The 15437-nt window shown below is 59.9% G+C and carries 13 protein-coding genes; 6 read left to right on the plus strand and 7 right to left on the minus strand.

The window, feature by feature from the left end; translation table 11 throughout:
• Together ACFP6B_RS06415 and ACFP6B_RS06420 are read right to left on the minus strand one after the other, a co-directional pair.
• The coding region (locus tag ACFP6B_RS06415) for a carbohydrate ABC transporter permease (RefSeq protein WP_377128325.1) at nt 1-422 on the minus strand (422 nt) is incomplete at its 3' end.
• 15 nt (nt 423-437) lie between these two features.
• Nucleotides 438-1718, minus strand: coding sequence for an ABC transporter substrate-binding protein (locus ACFP6B_RS06420; RefSeq protein WP_377128328.1), 1281 nt, complete (start codon nt 1716-1718; stop codon nt 438-440).
• 105 nt (nt 1719-1823) lie between these two features.
• On the opposite strand from ACFP6B_RS06420, the gene ACFP6B_RS06425 reads away from it, so the two are divergent.
• The gene (locus ACFP6B_RS06425) at nt 1824-3014 is read left to right on the plus strand and encodes an ROK family transcriptional regulator (RefSeq protein WP_377128331.1); all 1191 of its coding nucleotides are present in this window, start codon (nt 1824-1826) and stop codon (nt 3012-3014) included.
• Between the two features lie 84 nt (nt 3015-3098).
• On the opposite strand, the gene ACFP6B_RS06430 is transcribed toward ACFP6B_RS06425, so the two are convergent.
• A complete protein-coding gene (locus ACFP6B_RS06430; RefSeq protein ID WP_377128334.1) occupies nt 3099-4217 on the minus strand; it encodes an ABC transporter ATP-binding protein in 1119 nt (372 codons plus the stop codon).
• 178 nt (nt 4218-4395) lie between these two features.
• Between ACFP6B_RS06430 and ACFP6B_RS06435 the strand changes: the two genes are divergently transcribed.
• Nucleotides 4396-5829: a GuaB1 family IMP dehydrogenase-related protein gene (locus ACFP6B_RS06435; RefSeq protein WP_377128337.1), complete on the plus strand. Its 1434-nt coding sequence runs from the start codon at nt 4396-4398 to the stop codon at nt 5827-5829.
• Nucleotides 5830-6054: 225 nt separating this feature from the next.
• Here the strand turns inward: ACFP6B_RS06435 and ACFP6B_RS06440 are convergent, their stop codons facing one another.
• From ACFP6B_RS06440 to ACFP6B_RS06455, 4 genes are all read right to left on the minus strand, one after another.
• The gene (locus ACFP6B_RS06440; RefSeq protein WP_377128340.1) at nt 6055-7674 is read right to left on the minus strand and encodes a DEAD/DEAH box helicase; all 1620 of its coding nucleotides are present in this window, start codon (nt 7672-7674) and stop codon (nt 6055-6057) included.
• Nucleotides 7675-7946: 272 nt separating this feature from the next.
• A complete protein-coding gene (locus ACFP6B_RS06445) occupies nt 7947-8174 on the minus strand; it encodes a DUF3107 domain-containing protein (RefSeq protein ID WP_237185793.1) in 228 nt (75 codons plus the stop codon).
• Nucleotides 8175-8308: 134 nt separating this feature from the next.
• A complete protein-coding gene (locus ACFP6B_RS06450) occupies nt 8309-8965 on the minus strand; it encodes a TetR/AcrR family transcriptional regulator (protein ID WP_377128344.1) in 657 nt (218 codons plus the stop codon).
• 63 nt (nt 8966-9028) lie between these two features.
• The gene (locus ACFP6B_RS06455; RefSeq protein WP_377128347.1) at nt 9029-10321 is read right to left on the minus strand and encodes a glutamyl-tRNA reductase; all 1293 of its coding nucleotides are present in this window, start codon (nt 10319-10321) and stop codon (nt 9029-9031) included.
• Between the two features lie 87 nt (nt 10322-10408).
• On the opposite strand from ACFP6B_RS06455, the gene hemE reads away from it, so the two are divergent.
• From hemE to ACFP6B_RS06475, 4 genes are read left to right on the plus strand one after another with little or no spacing between them, the layout of a single operon-like run.
• On the plus strand, nt 10409-11536 hold the full coding sequence (gene hemE, locus ACFP6B_RS06460; protein ID WP_377128350.1) for a uroporphyrinogen decarboxylase: 1128 nt from the start codon (nt 10409-10411) through the stop codon (nt 11534-11536).
• Between the two features lie 13 nt (nt 11537-11549).
• On the plus strand, nt 11550-13013 hold the full coding sequence (gene hemG, locus ACFP6B_RS06465) for a protoporphyrinogen oxidase (protein WP_377128353.1): 1464 nt from the start codon (nt 11550-11552) through the stop codon (nt 13011-13013).
• 45 nt (nt 13014-13058) lie between these two features.
• Nucleotides 13059-13919 carry a hydrogen peroxide-dependent heme synthase gene (gene hemQ, locus ACFP6B_RS06470; RefSeq protein ID WP_377128356.1) on the plus strand — a complete coding sequence of 287 codons (861 nt, stop codon included), beginning with the start codon at nt 13059-13061 and terminating at the stop codon, nt 13917-13919.
• Nucleotides 13919-15220, plus strand: coding sequence for a ferrochelatase (locus ACFP6B_RS06475; RefSeq protein WP_377128359.1), 1302 nt, complete (start codon nt 13919-13921; stop codon nt 15218-15220). The genes hemQ and ACFP6B_RS06475 overlap by 1 nt, the downstream gene beginning before the upstream one ends.
• The last annotated feature ends 217 nt before the right edge of the window (nt 15221-15437 follow it).

Below are 15437 nucleotides of genomic sequence, written 5' to 3' on the forward strand. Positions count from 1 at the left end.
GGGGTTGTATGGGCGGGTGTTTGCGGTGGTGCGGGGGTTGGTGTTTTTGGCTGCGGGTGGGACTTTTGAATAAGCCTCATAGTGCGTAGCGTAGTGCGGAACTTAATCTGGCTAGTCAATCCTACAGCCAGCAGCAAGGCAATAATGTTCGTTAAAATAACGGTCAGCAGTGAGACGCCGATGGTAAATAAATATGATCGGACTACCGCTGGATCACTGAACAGTACAGCGTAATTGTTGAGACCCACGAAATTGTAGTCTCCGAAACCGATTGAGTCTGTAAAGCTGTAGAAGATACCCATCAACGCAGGCAAAGTGATGCTGAGCGTGAAGAGAATCAGTGAAGGAACGAGGAAGTAGTAATACAGCCGATTCACTTTTTTGGGCTTTTTATTCGCCCCGATTGTTGCAATTGAGCTCATTATTTCACCGCCGCCTTACTGTTCATTAGTCGCTTGACGGCGGGCAGTACGTTGCCAGTCCCCGTCGAGTGTTTTGAGGGTTTCTTCGAGGTTGCCACCGCTAAAGATACTTTGCATGTAGTTCTCGAAGGGGATAGTTCTAGGAATTGAGACAGAAGCACCTTGATAGAATGCCGCTTCATCTACAAACTTCTGTAAGTCCTGCAGGCGAGGGTCTGTAACTGCTGGGGAATCTTCACGGACTCCAAAGCCATTATTCGCTGCATTATATTCATCCATGATGGATGGAGTTAGCAGATACTCTAACAATTGGCGAGAGTACTCAAGATGGCTGGCTTTTTCGGGAATCCATAAAGCCAAATCAAGATTGACTCGTACCTTGCGGTCTGCGGGGTTTTCCGTCATTGGTAGAGGAAAAATACCTATATTTGCATCGGGGTTAATTGACATAATCTCGGAAATAGCCCACGGCCCTTGCAAATACATGGCGGCTTCGCCATTTGCAAATGCTAGGTTGCCATCACCATATCCACGAGATGTAGCGTCCTTATTGGTGTACTGAGCTAGCTGTAGCCCCTTTTCCAGAGGCTCCTTGAAATTCTTTGCGAAAGAGACTTCAGAATCATCTGAAGCATCTTGTCCCAGAGCTCTTAGTTGTGCAAAGAAGTCTGCAACATCAATCGAACCACCGATACTGTAATCTGCTATGCCCTGAGAGATGGTCCAGGCATCTGCTGTTGTGAAGTAGAACGGGGTTACTCCCGCAGCGGTGAGTTTTTCGCAAACATCGATAAGCTCTGAGTAAGTCTCAGGAATATCCAGCCCGTGGGCATCGAATATGTCTTTGTTGTAGAAAGTTGCAGCAGCCATCATCGAATAAGGTATGACACTGGTGCGGCCGAGATAGGTGGGGTACTGATCAACGAGTTCCTGGATGCCGGGTGCGATATTGATGTTTGCTAGCATGCCGCTGAGATCAGACAGCTCACCGCGCTCCTGAAAACGAGCCATCTCATAGTTGTAATTAAGGCATCCAGCATCAGGCGGATTACCTCGAGCGAAGCTACCTGAAAGGCTTGAAGTAGCATCGTGGACTACTTTGAAATCACCCACGGTCTCGTTGAACTGCGCAATGAGATCCCTGAAATAAGGGATTACTTCGGGCTTGCTTTGGTAGAGCGTAATGGTTGGCTTGGACGGAGCGCACCCGGTTGCTCCCAGACTGAAAAGGCCCAGAGCGCCGGCCGTAAAGACGGTGCGCCGGGAGATGGTTCGTTGAGTGATAATAGGTACCACTATGCCCCCTGTGGTCTAAAACATATATTCCAATCACTACTAAATATAGCCTCTAAATAAAGTTGTGGCAATGGTTTAAGATGGTGTCTAAGAGAAGGAGTTTTTGTGCCGCAATCAAAATCTGCGCAGACGCTGCAGCGTCGAGGTAATATGCAGCAAATTCTGGACTACATGTGGGTGCTCCCTCCCTGTACCGCTAGCGAACTGATGGAAACTGCTGATCTAACCCGCGCTACTGTGCTCTCACTGTGCAAAGATCTGATTGAACTAGGATGGGTCAATGCAGCTGACGATACCCGGAAAGTAGGAGAGTATTCTGCGGGGCGCCCCGCTAAACGATATAGATTCAACTACCGTAAAACCCTTGTTGTTGGAGTGGACGCTGGGGAACATCATATTTCTGCTACCGTCGCTGATTTATTGGGTCATGAACTTGGAGGTGTATACCGCAGCTTTCCCAGCTCATGGAAGAACGGTGAGGCACGCCGTCAAAGCATAATTGATACCGTTCATCAGGCACTGAGTGCTGCGGAGGTCGAAACGCATGAAGTGTCTGTAGCAGTAATTGGTATTCCAGCTCCGGTGGCTATCGATGGTACATCTCCGTCGGGACATAATGACTACTGGGGGCTAATGAACCCTGATCTCAATGCGCTTTGGGCTGATGAAGGCTGGGAAGTGGCCGTCGAAAATGATGCTAATCTCGCTGCAATTGCGGATTTACAAGCTGACCCGCAGCTTAAAGAACGTTCATTTGCTACTCTCTTAGCAGGAGCGCGCTTTGGGTCCGGAATTATCTTGAATGGAGAGCTGCTAAGGCAGCGCCACGGCGGGGCGGGTGAGCTACGCGTGCTCGAGATCGTCGATGGCGTGGAGTCAACAGTTGGATTACTTGCTCGTGCTCGTCACCTAGCTAAAGACGCTATTGAACACCACGCAGAAAAACCTACCTCGCTCGCTAAATGGAAATCTCAGCAGGTCACAGCTCTGGATTTCTTTGCAGAAGTGGAAAGACATGATGCGGTTGCTTTAGAAAAATTTGATCAGCTTGTTGATATAGTTGCGCGTGTCTGTGCTGTTCTGGTTGGTCCTCTTGACCTTGACAACGTGTTGCTTTCAGGAGTGGCAGGAAGCCTTTTTAAGGGACGAACAGAAGCGATCCAAGAGCGTATCCAGGAATATCTCTATGCACCCTGGGTGCAGGTGACGGTATCGCCTGTGGGGCAAGACGCGGTACGTCTTGGGGCTGTGCAGGCAGCTATCAAGCGGGTTCGTGAGACTGCTTTAGAAAGCTGAGTTGGGTTGTTTGCTATAGATTGAGTAAAAAATCGGACGAAGTTAAGGGGCGCACCTGATGGTGCGCCCCTTATTTTTCTATGCCTAAATCAGTTCTAGGTTTTCACCGCTTTCTGCATCGAAGAAGTGACATTTTCCGGTTGGAGCGATGTAGATAGTATCGAAGCGTCGGTAGGGGCTATTGCCCTCGGCTCGAATGATAATCTGCGCTGGACGTTCGACGTTGGGGCTTTGAAGCTGAATGGGGGATCGTGATGGGAGTGATGCGTGGATGTAGGAATCTGCGCCCAGCTCTTCTACCAAGTCAACGTGAACAGCGAAGCCTTCACCTTCATTGACGACTCTGAAATCTTCAGGTCGCACTCCCAGGTGGATTGTCTTATGCGCTATGCCCATAGAACGCTGTACGCCCTCGGGTAATGTGACGGAGGCATGGTCAAGGTTTGCTCGGCCATTTTCAACTGAACACTTGAGGATGTTCATTGAGGGTGAGCCGATAAAACCGGCGACAAACTCATTGCGCGGGTGGTTATAGAGGTTCGCAGGGGTATCTACCTGCTGCAAAATGCCCTCTTTGAGTACAGCAACGCGGTCGCCCATAGTCATTGCTTCGGTCTGGTCGTGGGTGACGTAGACGGTGGTGACGCCCAATTGAGTAGTAAGTTCTGAGATCTGGGTGCGGGTCTGCACACGCAGTTTAGCATCGAGGTTTGAGAGCGGTTCGTCCATAAGGAAAACCTGCGGCTCCCGCACAATAGCGCGGCCCATGGCAACGCGCTGGCGCTGACCGCCTGAGAGGGCCTTGGGCTTGCGGTCAAGGTACTGGGTGAGATCAAGTAACTTAGCGGCCTCTTCGACACGGCGATTCATCTTGTCTTTAGGGTATTTCGCCATCTTGAGAGGGAAAGCAATGTTGTCGCGCACGCTCATATGGGGATAGAGCGCATAGCTTTGGAAAACCATAGCGATATCACGGTCTCGCGAGTCGATATTGGTGGCGTCTTTATCTCCGATATGAATACTGCCGGAACTGACATCTTCCAAGCCAGCGAGCATACGTAGCACGGTTGACTTGCCGCACCCCGAAGGGCCAACCAGTACTAGAAACTCACCATCTTCAATATCAAGGTTGAGGTGAGAGACGGAGTCGCGGTCAGCGCCGTCATATCGGCAGGTGACGTCGGAGAACTTAATGCTTGCCATCTTTTAGCATCCAATCGGTAGAGCCAAAGTATTTATTTTGAACCTAAATAAATTATCTGATGTTGAGTATAGCGCAGTTCACAGAGGCTTGGGGAGAGATTTTTGCATCACTTTGGCTATTAGCTAATCCCCGCCGTCCTTGCAAGACCTAAGAAGTGACAGGCGTAGGCTGGATTACATGAAGTTTCTCAACGACATGACCCCTCAAACAGACCTCACCTACAACGACGTGTTCATGGTTCCCTCCCGCTCCGCGGTAGGTTCCCGCATGGGCGTAGACCTCTCCACCGCCGATGGAACCGGCACCACCATCCCCCTGGTTATCGCTAATATGACCGCCGTTTCCGGCCGTCGCATGGCTGAAACCGTTGCCCGCCGCGGCGGCATCGCCATCATTCCCCAGGACGTTCCCACCGACATCGTCGCCGAAACCATCAAACGGGTCAAAAACTCCCACCTGATTTTCGACACCCCCATCACCGTCAAGCCCCACCACACCGCAGGTTACGTGCGCCATCTACTGCCCAAGCGTGCCCACGGGGCCGCTATCGTCGTGGACGGCGAAACCCCCATCGGCGTCATTACCCCCAAGGATCTGCGCGGGGCAGACAACTTTGACCAGGTACAAGACCTGATGAGTACCGAACTGCTCACCCTGCCCGACACCGTCACCCCGCGTGAAGCCTTCGATATTCTGCACGAGAAGTCCCGCAAGGTTGCCCCCGTTGTGGATGCTGACGGCAAGCTGGTCGGCGTGCTGACTCGCTCGGCCGCCCTGCGCGCCAGCCTCTACGAACCTGCCACCGACGCCAATGGCAAGCTCCGCATCGGCGTTGCGATTGGCATCAACGGCGATGTAGCAGGTCGCGCCGCCGCCCTGATCGAGGCTGGTGCCGATGTGCTCGTGGTCGACACCGCCCACGGCCACCAGGAAACCATGATCGAAGCCCTCAAGAAGGTCAAGGCCCTCAACCCCTCCATCCCCGTAGCCGCCGGCAACGTGGTCACCGCCGCGGGCGTCCGCGACCTGGCAGAAGCAGGAGCCGACATCATCAAGGTCGGCGTTGGCCCCGGCGCCATGTGCACCACCCGCATGCAGACCGGCGTGGGCCGACCCCAGTTCTCCGCCGTACTGGAATGCGCCGCCGAAGCCAAGAAGCTGGGCGTACACGTCTGGGCGGACGGCGGTATCAAGGACCCCCGCGACGTCGCCCTGGCCCTGGCCGCCGGTGCCTCCAACGTCATGGTCGGTTCCTGGTTCGCGGGCACCTACGAGTCACCCGGCGACGTACTGCAGGACGCCGACGGTCGCCTCTACAAGGAATCCTTCGGCATGGCCTCCCGCCGCGCGGTCATCAACCGCAACTCCAAGACCGAAGCCTTTGAAAAGGCCCGCCGTGAAATGTTCGAAGAGGGCATCTCATCAGCCCGAATCTACCTGCCCGAGGGGCGCGGCGGCGTAGAAGATCAGATCGACTCGATTATCTCGGGCGTCCGCTCATCCTTCACCTACGCCGGTGCTGCCTCCATTGAGGAGTTCGCCGAGCGAGCCGTGGTGGGTATTCAGTCGGCCGCTGGCTACGCAGAGGGCCAGGCCCGCGCCACCCGCTAGGGTAGGGTGACTTGTTCGCTGGCGGTTCCGCATGCTCACGCTCGCTGCCGACCCTCTCGCATGGTTCGCTTCGCTCACAAGGGCGATTCACGCCAGCCGCCGAGCCAGCAGCTTCGCTGCGAGCATGCTTCACCTTCATAAACGAATAAGCTCTTGTGAGTACCATTTAAATCAGAAATGACCAGCTAGTTGCTGGTCATTTCTGATTTAAATGGTACCTAGGGGTTAGCTGTCGCTGCCCTCTACCCGGCGGGTGCGGCGGCGACGGCGGCGCTGGCCTTCACCCTGCTGGCTACCTTCAGCCGCTTCAGCAGGCTTCTGCTGGCGCTGGCGGCGGGCCGGACGCTCCTGCCCGGCTTCACCCTCAACCCGGCGGGTACGGCGACGGCGCGGCTTAGAATCAGCCTCCCCGCTCTGACCGCCACGCTGATCATCGCGCTTCTGCCCCCGGCCCTCACCGCCAGAGCGTGAGCCCTCGCGGCGCGGAGAACGGGAGCCCGACCGTCCGCGACGATCCCCGCGGCCACCGCGCCCCTGGCGCTTCTCACGAGCAGGTGCGCCACCAAAGTCCTCAGCCTCTTCAGCCTGCAGACCCGCTGCGGTGCGCTCCTCCTTAGGCAGACGGCCCTTGGTTCCCTTGGCAATACCCAAGTCAGTGAAGAGGTGGGGGGAAGAAGAGTAGGTTTCAACAGGCTCATCTACGCCCAGCTCCAGGGCCTTGTTGATCAGCTTCCAGCGGGGTACGTCCTCCCAGTCCACCAGGGTGACGGCGGTGCCTTCCTTCTCCGCGCGGCCAGTGCGGCCCACACGGTGCAGGTAGGTCTTCTCGTCCTCGGGACACTGGTAGTTGATGACGTGGGTGACGTCCTCAACGTCAATACCGCGGGCTGCCACATCGGTTGCAACCAGAATGTCAATCTTGCCGTTGCGGAAGGCCCGCAGGGCCTGCTCGCGGGCACCCTGGTTGAGGTCGCCGTGAATAGCGCCGGCCGCAAAACCTCGGGCGGTCAGCTCATCAGAGAGCTTGGCAGCGGAGCGCTTGGTCTTGGTGAAAATGACGGTGCGGCCCCGGCCCTCGGCGCGCAGAATACGGCCGACCAGCTCGTCCTTATCGAGGGGGTGGGCCCGGTAAATAACCTGGCGAATCGAGGCCTTAGTCATGGTCTCTTCTTCGCCGGATTCGGCGCGGATATGCATGGGGCGGCTCATGTAGCGGCGGGCCATGGTCAGGACCGGCCCGGGCATGGTCGCCGAGAAGAGCATGGTCTGGCGTACCTCGGGCACGGCTGAGAGAATACGCTCCACATCGGGCAGGAAGCCCAGGTCAAGCATCTCGTCTGCCTCATCGAGTACCACAATCTTAATCTGGGTGAGGTTGAGGTACTTCTGGCGGTGCAGGTCAATCAGGCGGCCCGGGGTGCCCACGATCAGCTCAACGCCCTTTTCCAGTTCTTTGACCTGGGTGTCGTAGGGGCGGCCGCCGTAGAGGGTTGCTACTCGCACGCCGGTCTTTGAGGCAGCAACAGAGAGGTCATCGCCCACCTGGATAGCCAGTTCACGGGTGGGAACGATAATCAGGGCCTGGGGCGCACCGGGGGCGGGAAGCTGGTTGAAAGCATCCGAACCCGGGACAGCAACACTCTGCAGGGCAGGCAGACCAAAGCCCAGGGTTTTACCGGTACCGGTCTTAGCCTGACCGATGATGTCCTGGCCAGACAGGGCCACCGGTAGGGTCAGGGCCTGAATGGGGAAGGGGGAGACGATGCCCTTCTCGGCGAGGGCATCGGCAATGTCTTGGCGCACGCCGTAGTCGGCGAAAGTTTTAGTGGTATCAGGGTTAGTCACGAATCGTGTTCCTTATAGGGTGAGGCCCCGGCCCGGGGCAAACGAGGAAGCCGATCGTGGGTTTTCATGCAACAAAGAAGCTCTATCAACCGCCGGGCGGACGCTTGCAGAGCGTTGGGCGGGAGAGCTAAAGGCAGGTGAGTCTATACGGATGGTACGACCGGGCAACCAAATAACTTCTTTATTCTACCGCCAAGTGCCGTAAATGTAAGAGGGGCCCCGGGAGTTTTGCGTCAAACTCCCGGGGCCCCTCTGGCTGAGTAAGCCCGGTGTTACTGGCCGATACCGAAGCCGATGCGGTGCTTGGTTTCAGCGCCCAGCTCGACATAGCCGATGTTAGCGGCCGGAACCAGGGTGGTGGAACCCTTAGAATCGGTCAGTTCCAGGATGCCGCCCTGCTCAAGAGCCGCAGCGACCTTGGCGCGGACGTCTGAGGCGGTTTCGTCGGTGTCGATGACGACCTGGCTGGGCACGTTGATAACGCCAATCTTGATTTCCATGAGGTTTCCTTTCGATGGTTCCCTACCTGACTGCAGGGGGTCTCTGCCCACCAGTTTACGTGAGTAGGGGCAGGAAAGGTGCGGGGTTTCGGTCTGAGCTGACAGGGGAGAAAAAGGCTGCAACGGCGGGGGCGCTACTCCCAATCTTCATCGATGATGGAGATACCGCCCCAGGCCAGCCGGAAGACCGCACGCTCAGCCATTGCAAGCTGCTGGGGTGAGGCATCGGTTCCGATGACCATGTGGGCAGCTGCCTGCACCATGCCGGTGAGCATGCGGGCCGTCATCAGGGCCTCTTCAAAGGGCATGCCCGCATTGGGCGCTAGTACCTCGGCGATTCGCTTGGCGATGGTGATGTGCATGGTCTCAGTGCGTTCTTGCACCGCGTAGTCGTTCTGAATATCGGATTCAAAGATGACGCGGTAGCCTGCCACATTATTGCGGGCAAAGCTGAAGAAGGCGCCAATGACGCCCTGCACTCGTTCGCGGTTGACCTTGGTGGTGTAGAGGGGCTGCACCAGCTGGGTCATGAGGTTGTTGATTTGTTCATCGAGTACGGCCAGGTAGAGGTCGCGTTTGCCGGTGAAGTGCTGGTAGAGCACGGGCTTGGTCACATTAGAGGCGGTGGCGATGTGGTCCATGGTGGTGGCGTGGTAGCCCTGGGAAGCAAAAACACGCACGGCGTTGCCGATGAGCTGCTGGCGGCGCAGGTCTTTGGGCAGACGGGAGGCCCCGGACGGGTCGATGGGGTCGCCGGGGTCGGAGTCAGCTGAAAATATGGTGGTAGACATCGTTGCTGCCGAACCTTTGGGGTGGTGGGCGGACGGGGTCGCGGCTGGTGGGGTGCCTGCCTGCTAGGAGGCGTCGGTTTGGGGCTCGGCCTCTTCGGGGGTTTCTTGCACTTCGATTCCGTAGAGGGCTTCGAGGGCCGCTACATAGTCGTCTACCCGGCCTTCGCGTGCCATGTCTCGGGCGCGGACGGTCGGGGTGTGCAGGAGGGACTTGACCATGCGGCGCATTGCGAGTTCAAGCTGTTCAGTTGCTGCGGTGCACCCGTACTGGTTGTGCACCTTAGCGAGCTCGGCGTCGAGTACGCTCATGGTGTGTTGTCTGAGAGCAACAATAGCAGCGTCGACGCTGCGGGCTTTCTCTTTAATGGAGAATTCTGAGGCGGCTTCGTCCACAATTGTGCGGGCAGTGTGCACGGACTCTACGGTCTCTTCGGGGGCGGCCAGGCGCACAGATTCGAGGGTAATGAGTTCTACCTCGGGTAGGTCTGCTACCTCGGGGGCGAAGTCGCGGGAGAGCGCTAAATCAAGGATGACGCGCTTGCCGGCGGGGATTTCGATGGGGAGCATGGGGGAGGCGCCACCCGAGCAGCCGATGATGATATCGGCCGCTGCCATCTGTTCGTGCAGTTCCCCGTGGGGCACTGCCTGTACCCCGCGTTTGTCGGCAAAAGTGGCTGCACGATCTGAGCGGGAGTATATCCAGATATCGGTCGTCCCCCGAGAATGGAGGGCAGCTACGGTGGCCCCGGCGTAGGCGCCGGTACCAAAGACCAGAACCCGGCGGTTCTCCCAGGTTTTGTCGGCGATGTCGTCGGCCATATCCAGGGCAACCGACACGATGGAGCGGCCCCGGGAGCCCAGCATGGTTTGCTGGCCGACCCGGCGGGCAGTTTGGGCACCGTGTTCAAAGAGGCGCACCAGGTTGCCGGTGGCCCGTCCTTGCTCCTGGGAGAGAGATAGAGCGCGGCGCACCTGGCCGGTGATTTCGCGTTCACCCACAACAGCCGACTCTAGGCCTGAGGCCACAGTGAAGAGGTGGTGGGCCGCATCGGTATTCACCAGCACATCAAAACTGTTTTCTACCAGGTCGTAGGAAAGCCCGGACCGCTGGGAGATCAGGTCAAAAATGTGCTCTGAGGCGGTAGCAACATCGTTGGCGATGTTCTGGTCGGTGGCCCCCGGCTTGCTGGGAATCTCTGCGTAGAGCTCTAAGCGGTTGCAGGTAGACAAAATCACCTCACCACGAATGCCGGTGCGTTCAAGATCCCGGTGGATTTTCTCAACGCCTTCGCTGAGATAAGCCACGGTGGTGAGGTCGACGGAGCGATGCGATGCTACAAGGCTGAAAATAGTCACGACGACTCTATTATAGACAGCTCCCTGTTGGGGTCTGGTGACAGGTTGTCTCTAAAGTTGTGCTTTAAACTTGGCAGAATGGTGTATATGAGTCAGACCGTGTCATCAGCGCTGCGTCAGCGCCCCCTGCTCACCGACGAGCAGCTTGCCCACCTGCCCGCTACCCACCCCTTGAAGACCGCCGGTACTGGCGAGTCAGTCATGATTCGTACCCTGACCGGGCGCGAAGCCGAGCACGCCCCGGTCTGGTTTATGCGCCAGGCAGGACGCTCCCTGCCCGAGTACCGCGAAATTCGCGAGGGAATTCCCATGCTGGATTCCTGCCTCAACCCTGAGCTGGCCGCAGAAATTACGGTTCAGCCGGTGCGCCGCCACAAGGTCGATGCCGGTATCTTCTTCTCTGATATCGTCATCCCCATGAAGCTAGCCGGTGTGGGTGTCGATATCGTTCCCGGGCGCGGCCCCGTGCTCGATGCCCCCGTCCGCACCCTCGACGATATTAAGAACCTGCCCGAACTCGAAGACTCCGCCCTCGACCCCATTCGAGAAGCTGTCGCCCTGACCGTTGAAAAGCTGGGCTCCACCCCGCTCATCGGCTTTGCCGGTGCCCCCTTCACCGTGGCCGCCTACATGGTAGAGGGCGGGCCCTCCCGCGACCATCTGCGTCCGCGCACCATGATGCACGCCGACCCCGAAGCCTGGGAAGCCCTGGGTGCCTGGGCCGCCCGCACCTCAGCCCAGTTCCTGGCTGCCCAGATTGAGGCGGGTGCCTCAGCCGTGCAGCTCTTCGACTCCTGGGCAGGGTCCCTGGGCGAGGCCGACTACCGTCGCTTCGTCATGCCCCACTCCGCAGCCACCCTCGCAGCCGTTGAACACTACGGGGTGCCCCGCATCCACTTTGGTACCGGCACCGCCGAGCTGCTGCCCGCCATGCTTGAAGCCGGCGCCGACGTCATCGGTGTTGACTACCGCCTGCCCCTCTCCGAAGCCCAGCGCCGTTTGGGCGGCGGCATCGTGCTACAGGGCAACATTGACCCGGCCCTGCTCGCCTCGGGCTGGGAGGCCCTTGCCGCCCACACCGATGCGGTTCTTGAAGAAGGACGCTGCGCCCCGGCCCACGTGGTCAACCTGGGGCACGGGGTGCCCCCAACCACCGACCCCACCGTCCTGACCCGCCTGGTCGACTACATCCACACCTCAACCCGCAAAGGCTAGGAAAAAGAACCCCATGGCACAGCACCAGCACCTGCACAACACCGCCCTGGTGATTGGCGGCGGCATCTCGGGCCTGCTCGCAGCCCGCGAACTAGCCCGCGCCGGTAAGAAAGTCACCCTGGTTGAACGGGAAAGCCACCTGGGAGGTGCTGTAGGTGCCCACCAGCTAGCTGGCCTGGTGCTGGATTCCGGTGCTGAGTCCTTTGCAACCCGTACCGACGCCGTCCGCAACCTGCTGACCGACCTGGGGCTGAGTGACCGCATCGTGATGCCCGAGCCTCTTGGCTCCTGGCTCTACCTACCCACCGGGCCCTACCCCTCACCGTCCACCGGTGTTCTGGGCATTCCCGGTAGCCTCGATGACCCGGCCCTCAAGAAAATTCTGGGCCGGGCAGGCTATCGCCGCGCCAAGCTCGATGCCGTGCTGCCGCGCTCAGCCGGGTCTAACGCCAAAACCCTGGGTGAGCTGGTGCGGGTGCGTTTGGGCCAGCAGGTGCTCGACCAGCTGGTAGCCCCGGTGGTATCCGGTGTGCACTCGGTACACCCCGACCAGCTCGAAATTGCCACCATCGCCCCGGGCCTGCTGACCGGCCTGCGAGAGCTCGGCTCCCTTACCGCAGCCAGCGCCCGCCTTCGAGCTGCTTCACCAGCAGGCTCCCAGGTTGCTGGAATCGAAGGGGGCATGAACCAGCTCTCCGAAGCCCTGGTCGATGATCTGCTGCGCCAGCGCGTGCGTATTGTGAGCGGCTTCGACACTATCGCCGTGGACCGCGACCCCGTGACCGGTAGCTGGACGGCTATCCAGCGTCAGCCCGAATACGGCGAAAAGTCAGCCATGATCCGCGGTGAATTACTGGTCGTTGCCACCGATGCCCAGACCTCTATCCGGCTGCTTGGCCCCCACCTGCCGGCGTCCGCCCTGCCCGCCGTTGCCCCCGGCCCCGAAGTCGCCCTGGTCTCCCTGGTGCTCGACCAGCCAGCCCTCGATACCGCCCCGCGCGGTACCGGCCTGCTGGTGAGCGAAGCTGCCACCGGCGTCCGCGCCAAGGCCCTCACCCACGCCACCGCAAAGTGGGCCTGGGTCGCAGAACGGGCAGGGGAAGGGCGCCACGTGGTACGCCTGTCCTACGGGCGCGGCAAGGACCACGACACCTCACCGCTCTCAGAACTGGCCCTGCACGATGACCAGCTGGTCACCCTGGGTCTGCACGACGCAGGCCACCTGCTGGGCGTACCCATCACCAAGAGCCACCTGGTCGCAGCGGACGTCGTGCGCTGGCGCAGCGCCCTGCCCTCCACCACGCCGGGGCACAGGGACCGCGTTACCGCCTTCCGCTCGGCCCTCGCCGACCTGCCAGGTGCCACCGCCGTCGGCGCCTGGATTGCCGGAACCGGCCTGGCGGCCGTCACCGCAGACACCCAGGAGCACCTGGGGCGCTTCATCCAGAAAAACACCGACTCATCAGCTACTGACTAAGTAGCGGCTACTCGCCTTCAACGTCCCACATCGAAAGGTAACCCCATGTCACACCACGGTAACCCTGCAGAACACCCCCACAGCGCCAGCTCATACGGCAGCGCAGGCCACGGCTCAGCTGGCCATGGCGCTTATAGCCACGGCGGTAGCGGCCACGGCGGCCGTCCGCCCATGCCCACTTCCAAGGACGCGGCCGGCAAAATTCAGGGCCAGCGCCCCGGCGAAGTAGCCGAAGGCGACAGCCAGTTCCACTACGCCCTCTACACCGTTTTTGCCCGCGAAGGTGCAGCTGACCCCGCCGCTACCGGCGCTGAGGCAACCGCCGAACTCGAAGCCCTGGTTGCTGAGCTCGAAGCCAAGGGCGTGATTACCCGCGGCTTCTACGACGTCTCAGCCATGCGCAACGACGCTGACGTGATGGTCTGGGTTCACGGTGCTGTGCCCGAAGACCTGCAGGCAGCAATCCGCAGCTTCCGCCGCACCGCAGCTTTCTCGGGCACCAAGATTGTCTGGTCAACCATGGGCGTACACCGCGACGCCGAATTCTCAGCCGGTCACACCCCCACCTTCGCCAAGGGCATCGCCCCCGAACGCTGGGTCTGCGTCTACCCCTTTGTGCGCTCCTACGACTGGTACACCATCAACCCCGAAAAGCGCCGCGAGGTCATGAAAAACCACGGTATGAAGGGCATTGACTTCCCTGAGGTGCTGCCCAACACCATCGCTACCTTTGGCCTGAACGACTACGAATGGCTCATCGCCCTCGAAGCTCCCGAACTGGTACTCCTCGTTGACCTCATGCGCTCCTTCCGCAACACCGAAGCCCGCCACTTCGTGCGCGAAGAAGTTCCCTTCTACACCGGCCGCCGCATTGAGGCCGCCGAGGTTGCCCAGGTGATCGCATAATGACCGTCCAGCTCCCTAACGACATCATCCCCAACCAGACCGACCCGGCCAACACCGCCTCCAACGGCCCGGCCGTACTCGATGAGAGCACCATCGGCACCTACACCAGCGAGCGCACTCTCACCCGCCCCCGCGCGTCCGCCCCGCAGGACTATGACCTGGTGATCCTGTCCTCCTTCGGCGGCCCCGAAGGGCAGGACGACGTCATCCCCTTCTTGCGCAACGTCACCGCCGGCCGCGGCATCCCCGACGAACGCCTGGAAGAAGTCGCCACCCACTACCGGGCCAACGGCGGCGTCTCACCCATCAACGAGCAGAACCGCGCCCTGCTGGCCGCCCTGCGCGAGGCTATGGCCGAAAAGGGCCCGGACATCGAGATCACCTGGGCTAACCGCAACTGGGAGCCCTACGTCAACGATGTAGTCCAGAAGGCCTATGACGAGGGAAAACGCAAGATTCTTGTGCTGGCTACCAGCGCCTACCCCGGCTACTCCTCCTGCCGCCAGTACCGCGAAGACTACGGAATCGCCCTCGAAAAGCTGGGCCTAGACGGCAAACTGCAGATCGACAAGGTCCGCCAGTTCTGGGACACCCCCGGCTTCATCCAGCCCTTCATCGACGGCCTAGTCGAGGGGCTCGCGGACGTCCGTGCCCAGCTTGCTGCCGCCCAGCAGGCTGCCGCGGGTAACGGAAAAATCCGCATCATGTTCTGCACCCACTCCGTACCCACCAGCGCCGCCAACGAGGCAGGCCCCCGCGGCGTCGACTACGAAGGCGGCTCCGCCTACGTCGAAAAGCACCTGGAAGCTGCCCGCACCGTCCTCGCCGGTGTACAGGCCGTTGACCCCGCCCTCCTCGATGAAGTCGACTGGGAACTGGTCTACCAGTCCCGATCCGGCCCGCCCTCCATGCCCTGGCTCGAACCCGACGTCAACGACGCCCTCGAAGCCCTCGACGGTAAGGTCGACGGCATCGTGCTCGTGCCCCTCGGCTTCGTCTCAGACCACATGGAAGTCAAATGGGACCTCGACACCGAAGCCCTCGACACCTGCAAGCGCCTCGGTTTCGCGGCAACCCGCACCCCCACCCCCGGCACCCACCCCGCCTACGTTGAGGGCCTACGCCAGCTGATTGCCGAACGCGTCGCCTCCACCGCCCCCGCCCAGGACGCCGACGGCGTACAGGCAGCCCGCGTCTCCGTCTGCGGCGGAAACGGCTGGTTCGACGCCTGCAACCCCGACTGCTGCAAGTCCCAGCGCCCCGGCTCCGAGAAGCCGGTGATTGCTGATTACAAGGGCTAGTAGGCTGGACTGGTAGGCGGCAGGGGCAAGTTGGTGCGGTGCGTAAGCGTGCGCCGTTTCCATCTTGCTTCTAGCTCGGGGGCGCGGGGACGCGCTTTTGCCGACTAACCTTCTTGAGCTCGCGCTGGGGCGCTCGCTCAATTCATGCCAGCCCCAGCCAGTCGGCTCCAAGCGCGTCCCCGCGCCCCCTCTACAACACGGTGGCTTAAAGATTTCA

It is taken from the genome of Rothia nasimurium, from assembly GCF_042660305.1.
GTDB classification, from domain to species: domain Bacteria; phylum Actinomycetota; class Actinomycetes; order Actinomycetales; family Micrococcaceae; genus Rothia; species Rothia nasimurium.

Excerpts from the sequence above, each read along its gene's own strand:
- ACFP6B_RS06430 (WP_377128334.1), bottom strand. The coding sequence starts at position 4,217 with ATGGCAAGCATTAAGTTCTCCGACGTCACCTGCCGATATGACGGCGCT.
- ACFP6B_RS06435 (WP_377128337.1), top strand. The coding sequence starts at position 4,396 with ATGAAGTTTCTCAACGACATGACCCCTCAAACAGACCTCACCTACAAC.
- ACFP6B_RS06445 (WP_237185793.1), bottom strand. The coding sequence starts at position 8,174 with ATGGAAATCAAGATTGGCGTTATCAACGTGCCCAGCCAGGTCGTCATC.
- ACFP6B_RS06450 (WP_377128344.1), bottom strand. The coding sequence starts at position 8,965 with ATGTCTACCACCATATTTTCAGCTGACTCCGACCCCGGCGACCCCATC.
- hemE (WP_377128350.1), top strand. The coding sequence starts at position 10,409 with ATGAGTCAGACCGTGTCATCAGCGCTGCGTCAGCGCCCCCTGCTCACC.
- hemG (WP_377128353.1), top strand. The coding sequence starts at position 11,550 with ATGGCACAGCACCAGCACCTGCACAACACCGCCCTGGTGATTGGCGGC.
- hemQ (WP_377128356.1), top strand. The coding sequence starts at position 13,059 with ATGTCACACCACGGTAACCCTGCAGAACACCCCCACAGCGCCAGCTCA.
- ACFP6B_RS06475 (WP_377128359.1), top strand. The coding sequence starts at position 13,919 with ATGACCGTCCAGCTCCCTAACGACATCATCCCCAACCAGACCGACCCG.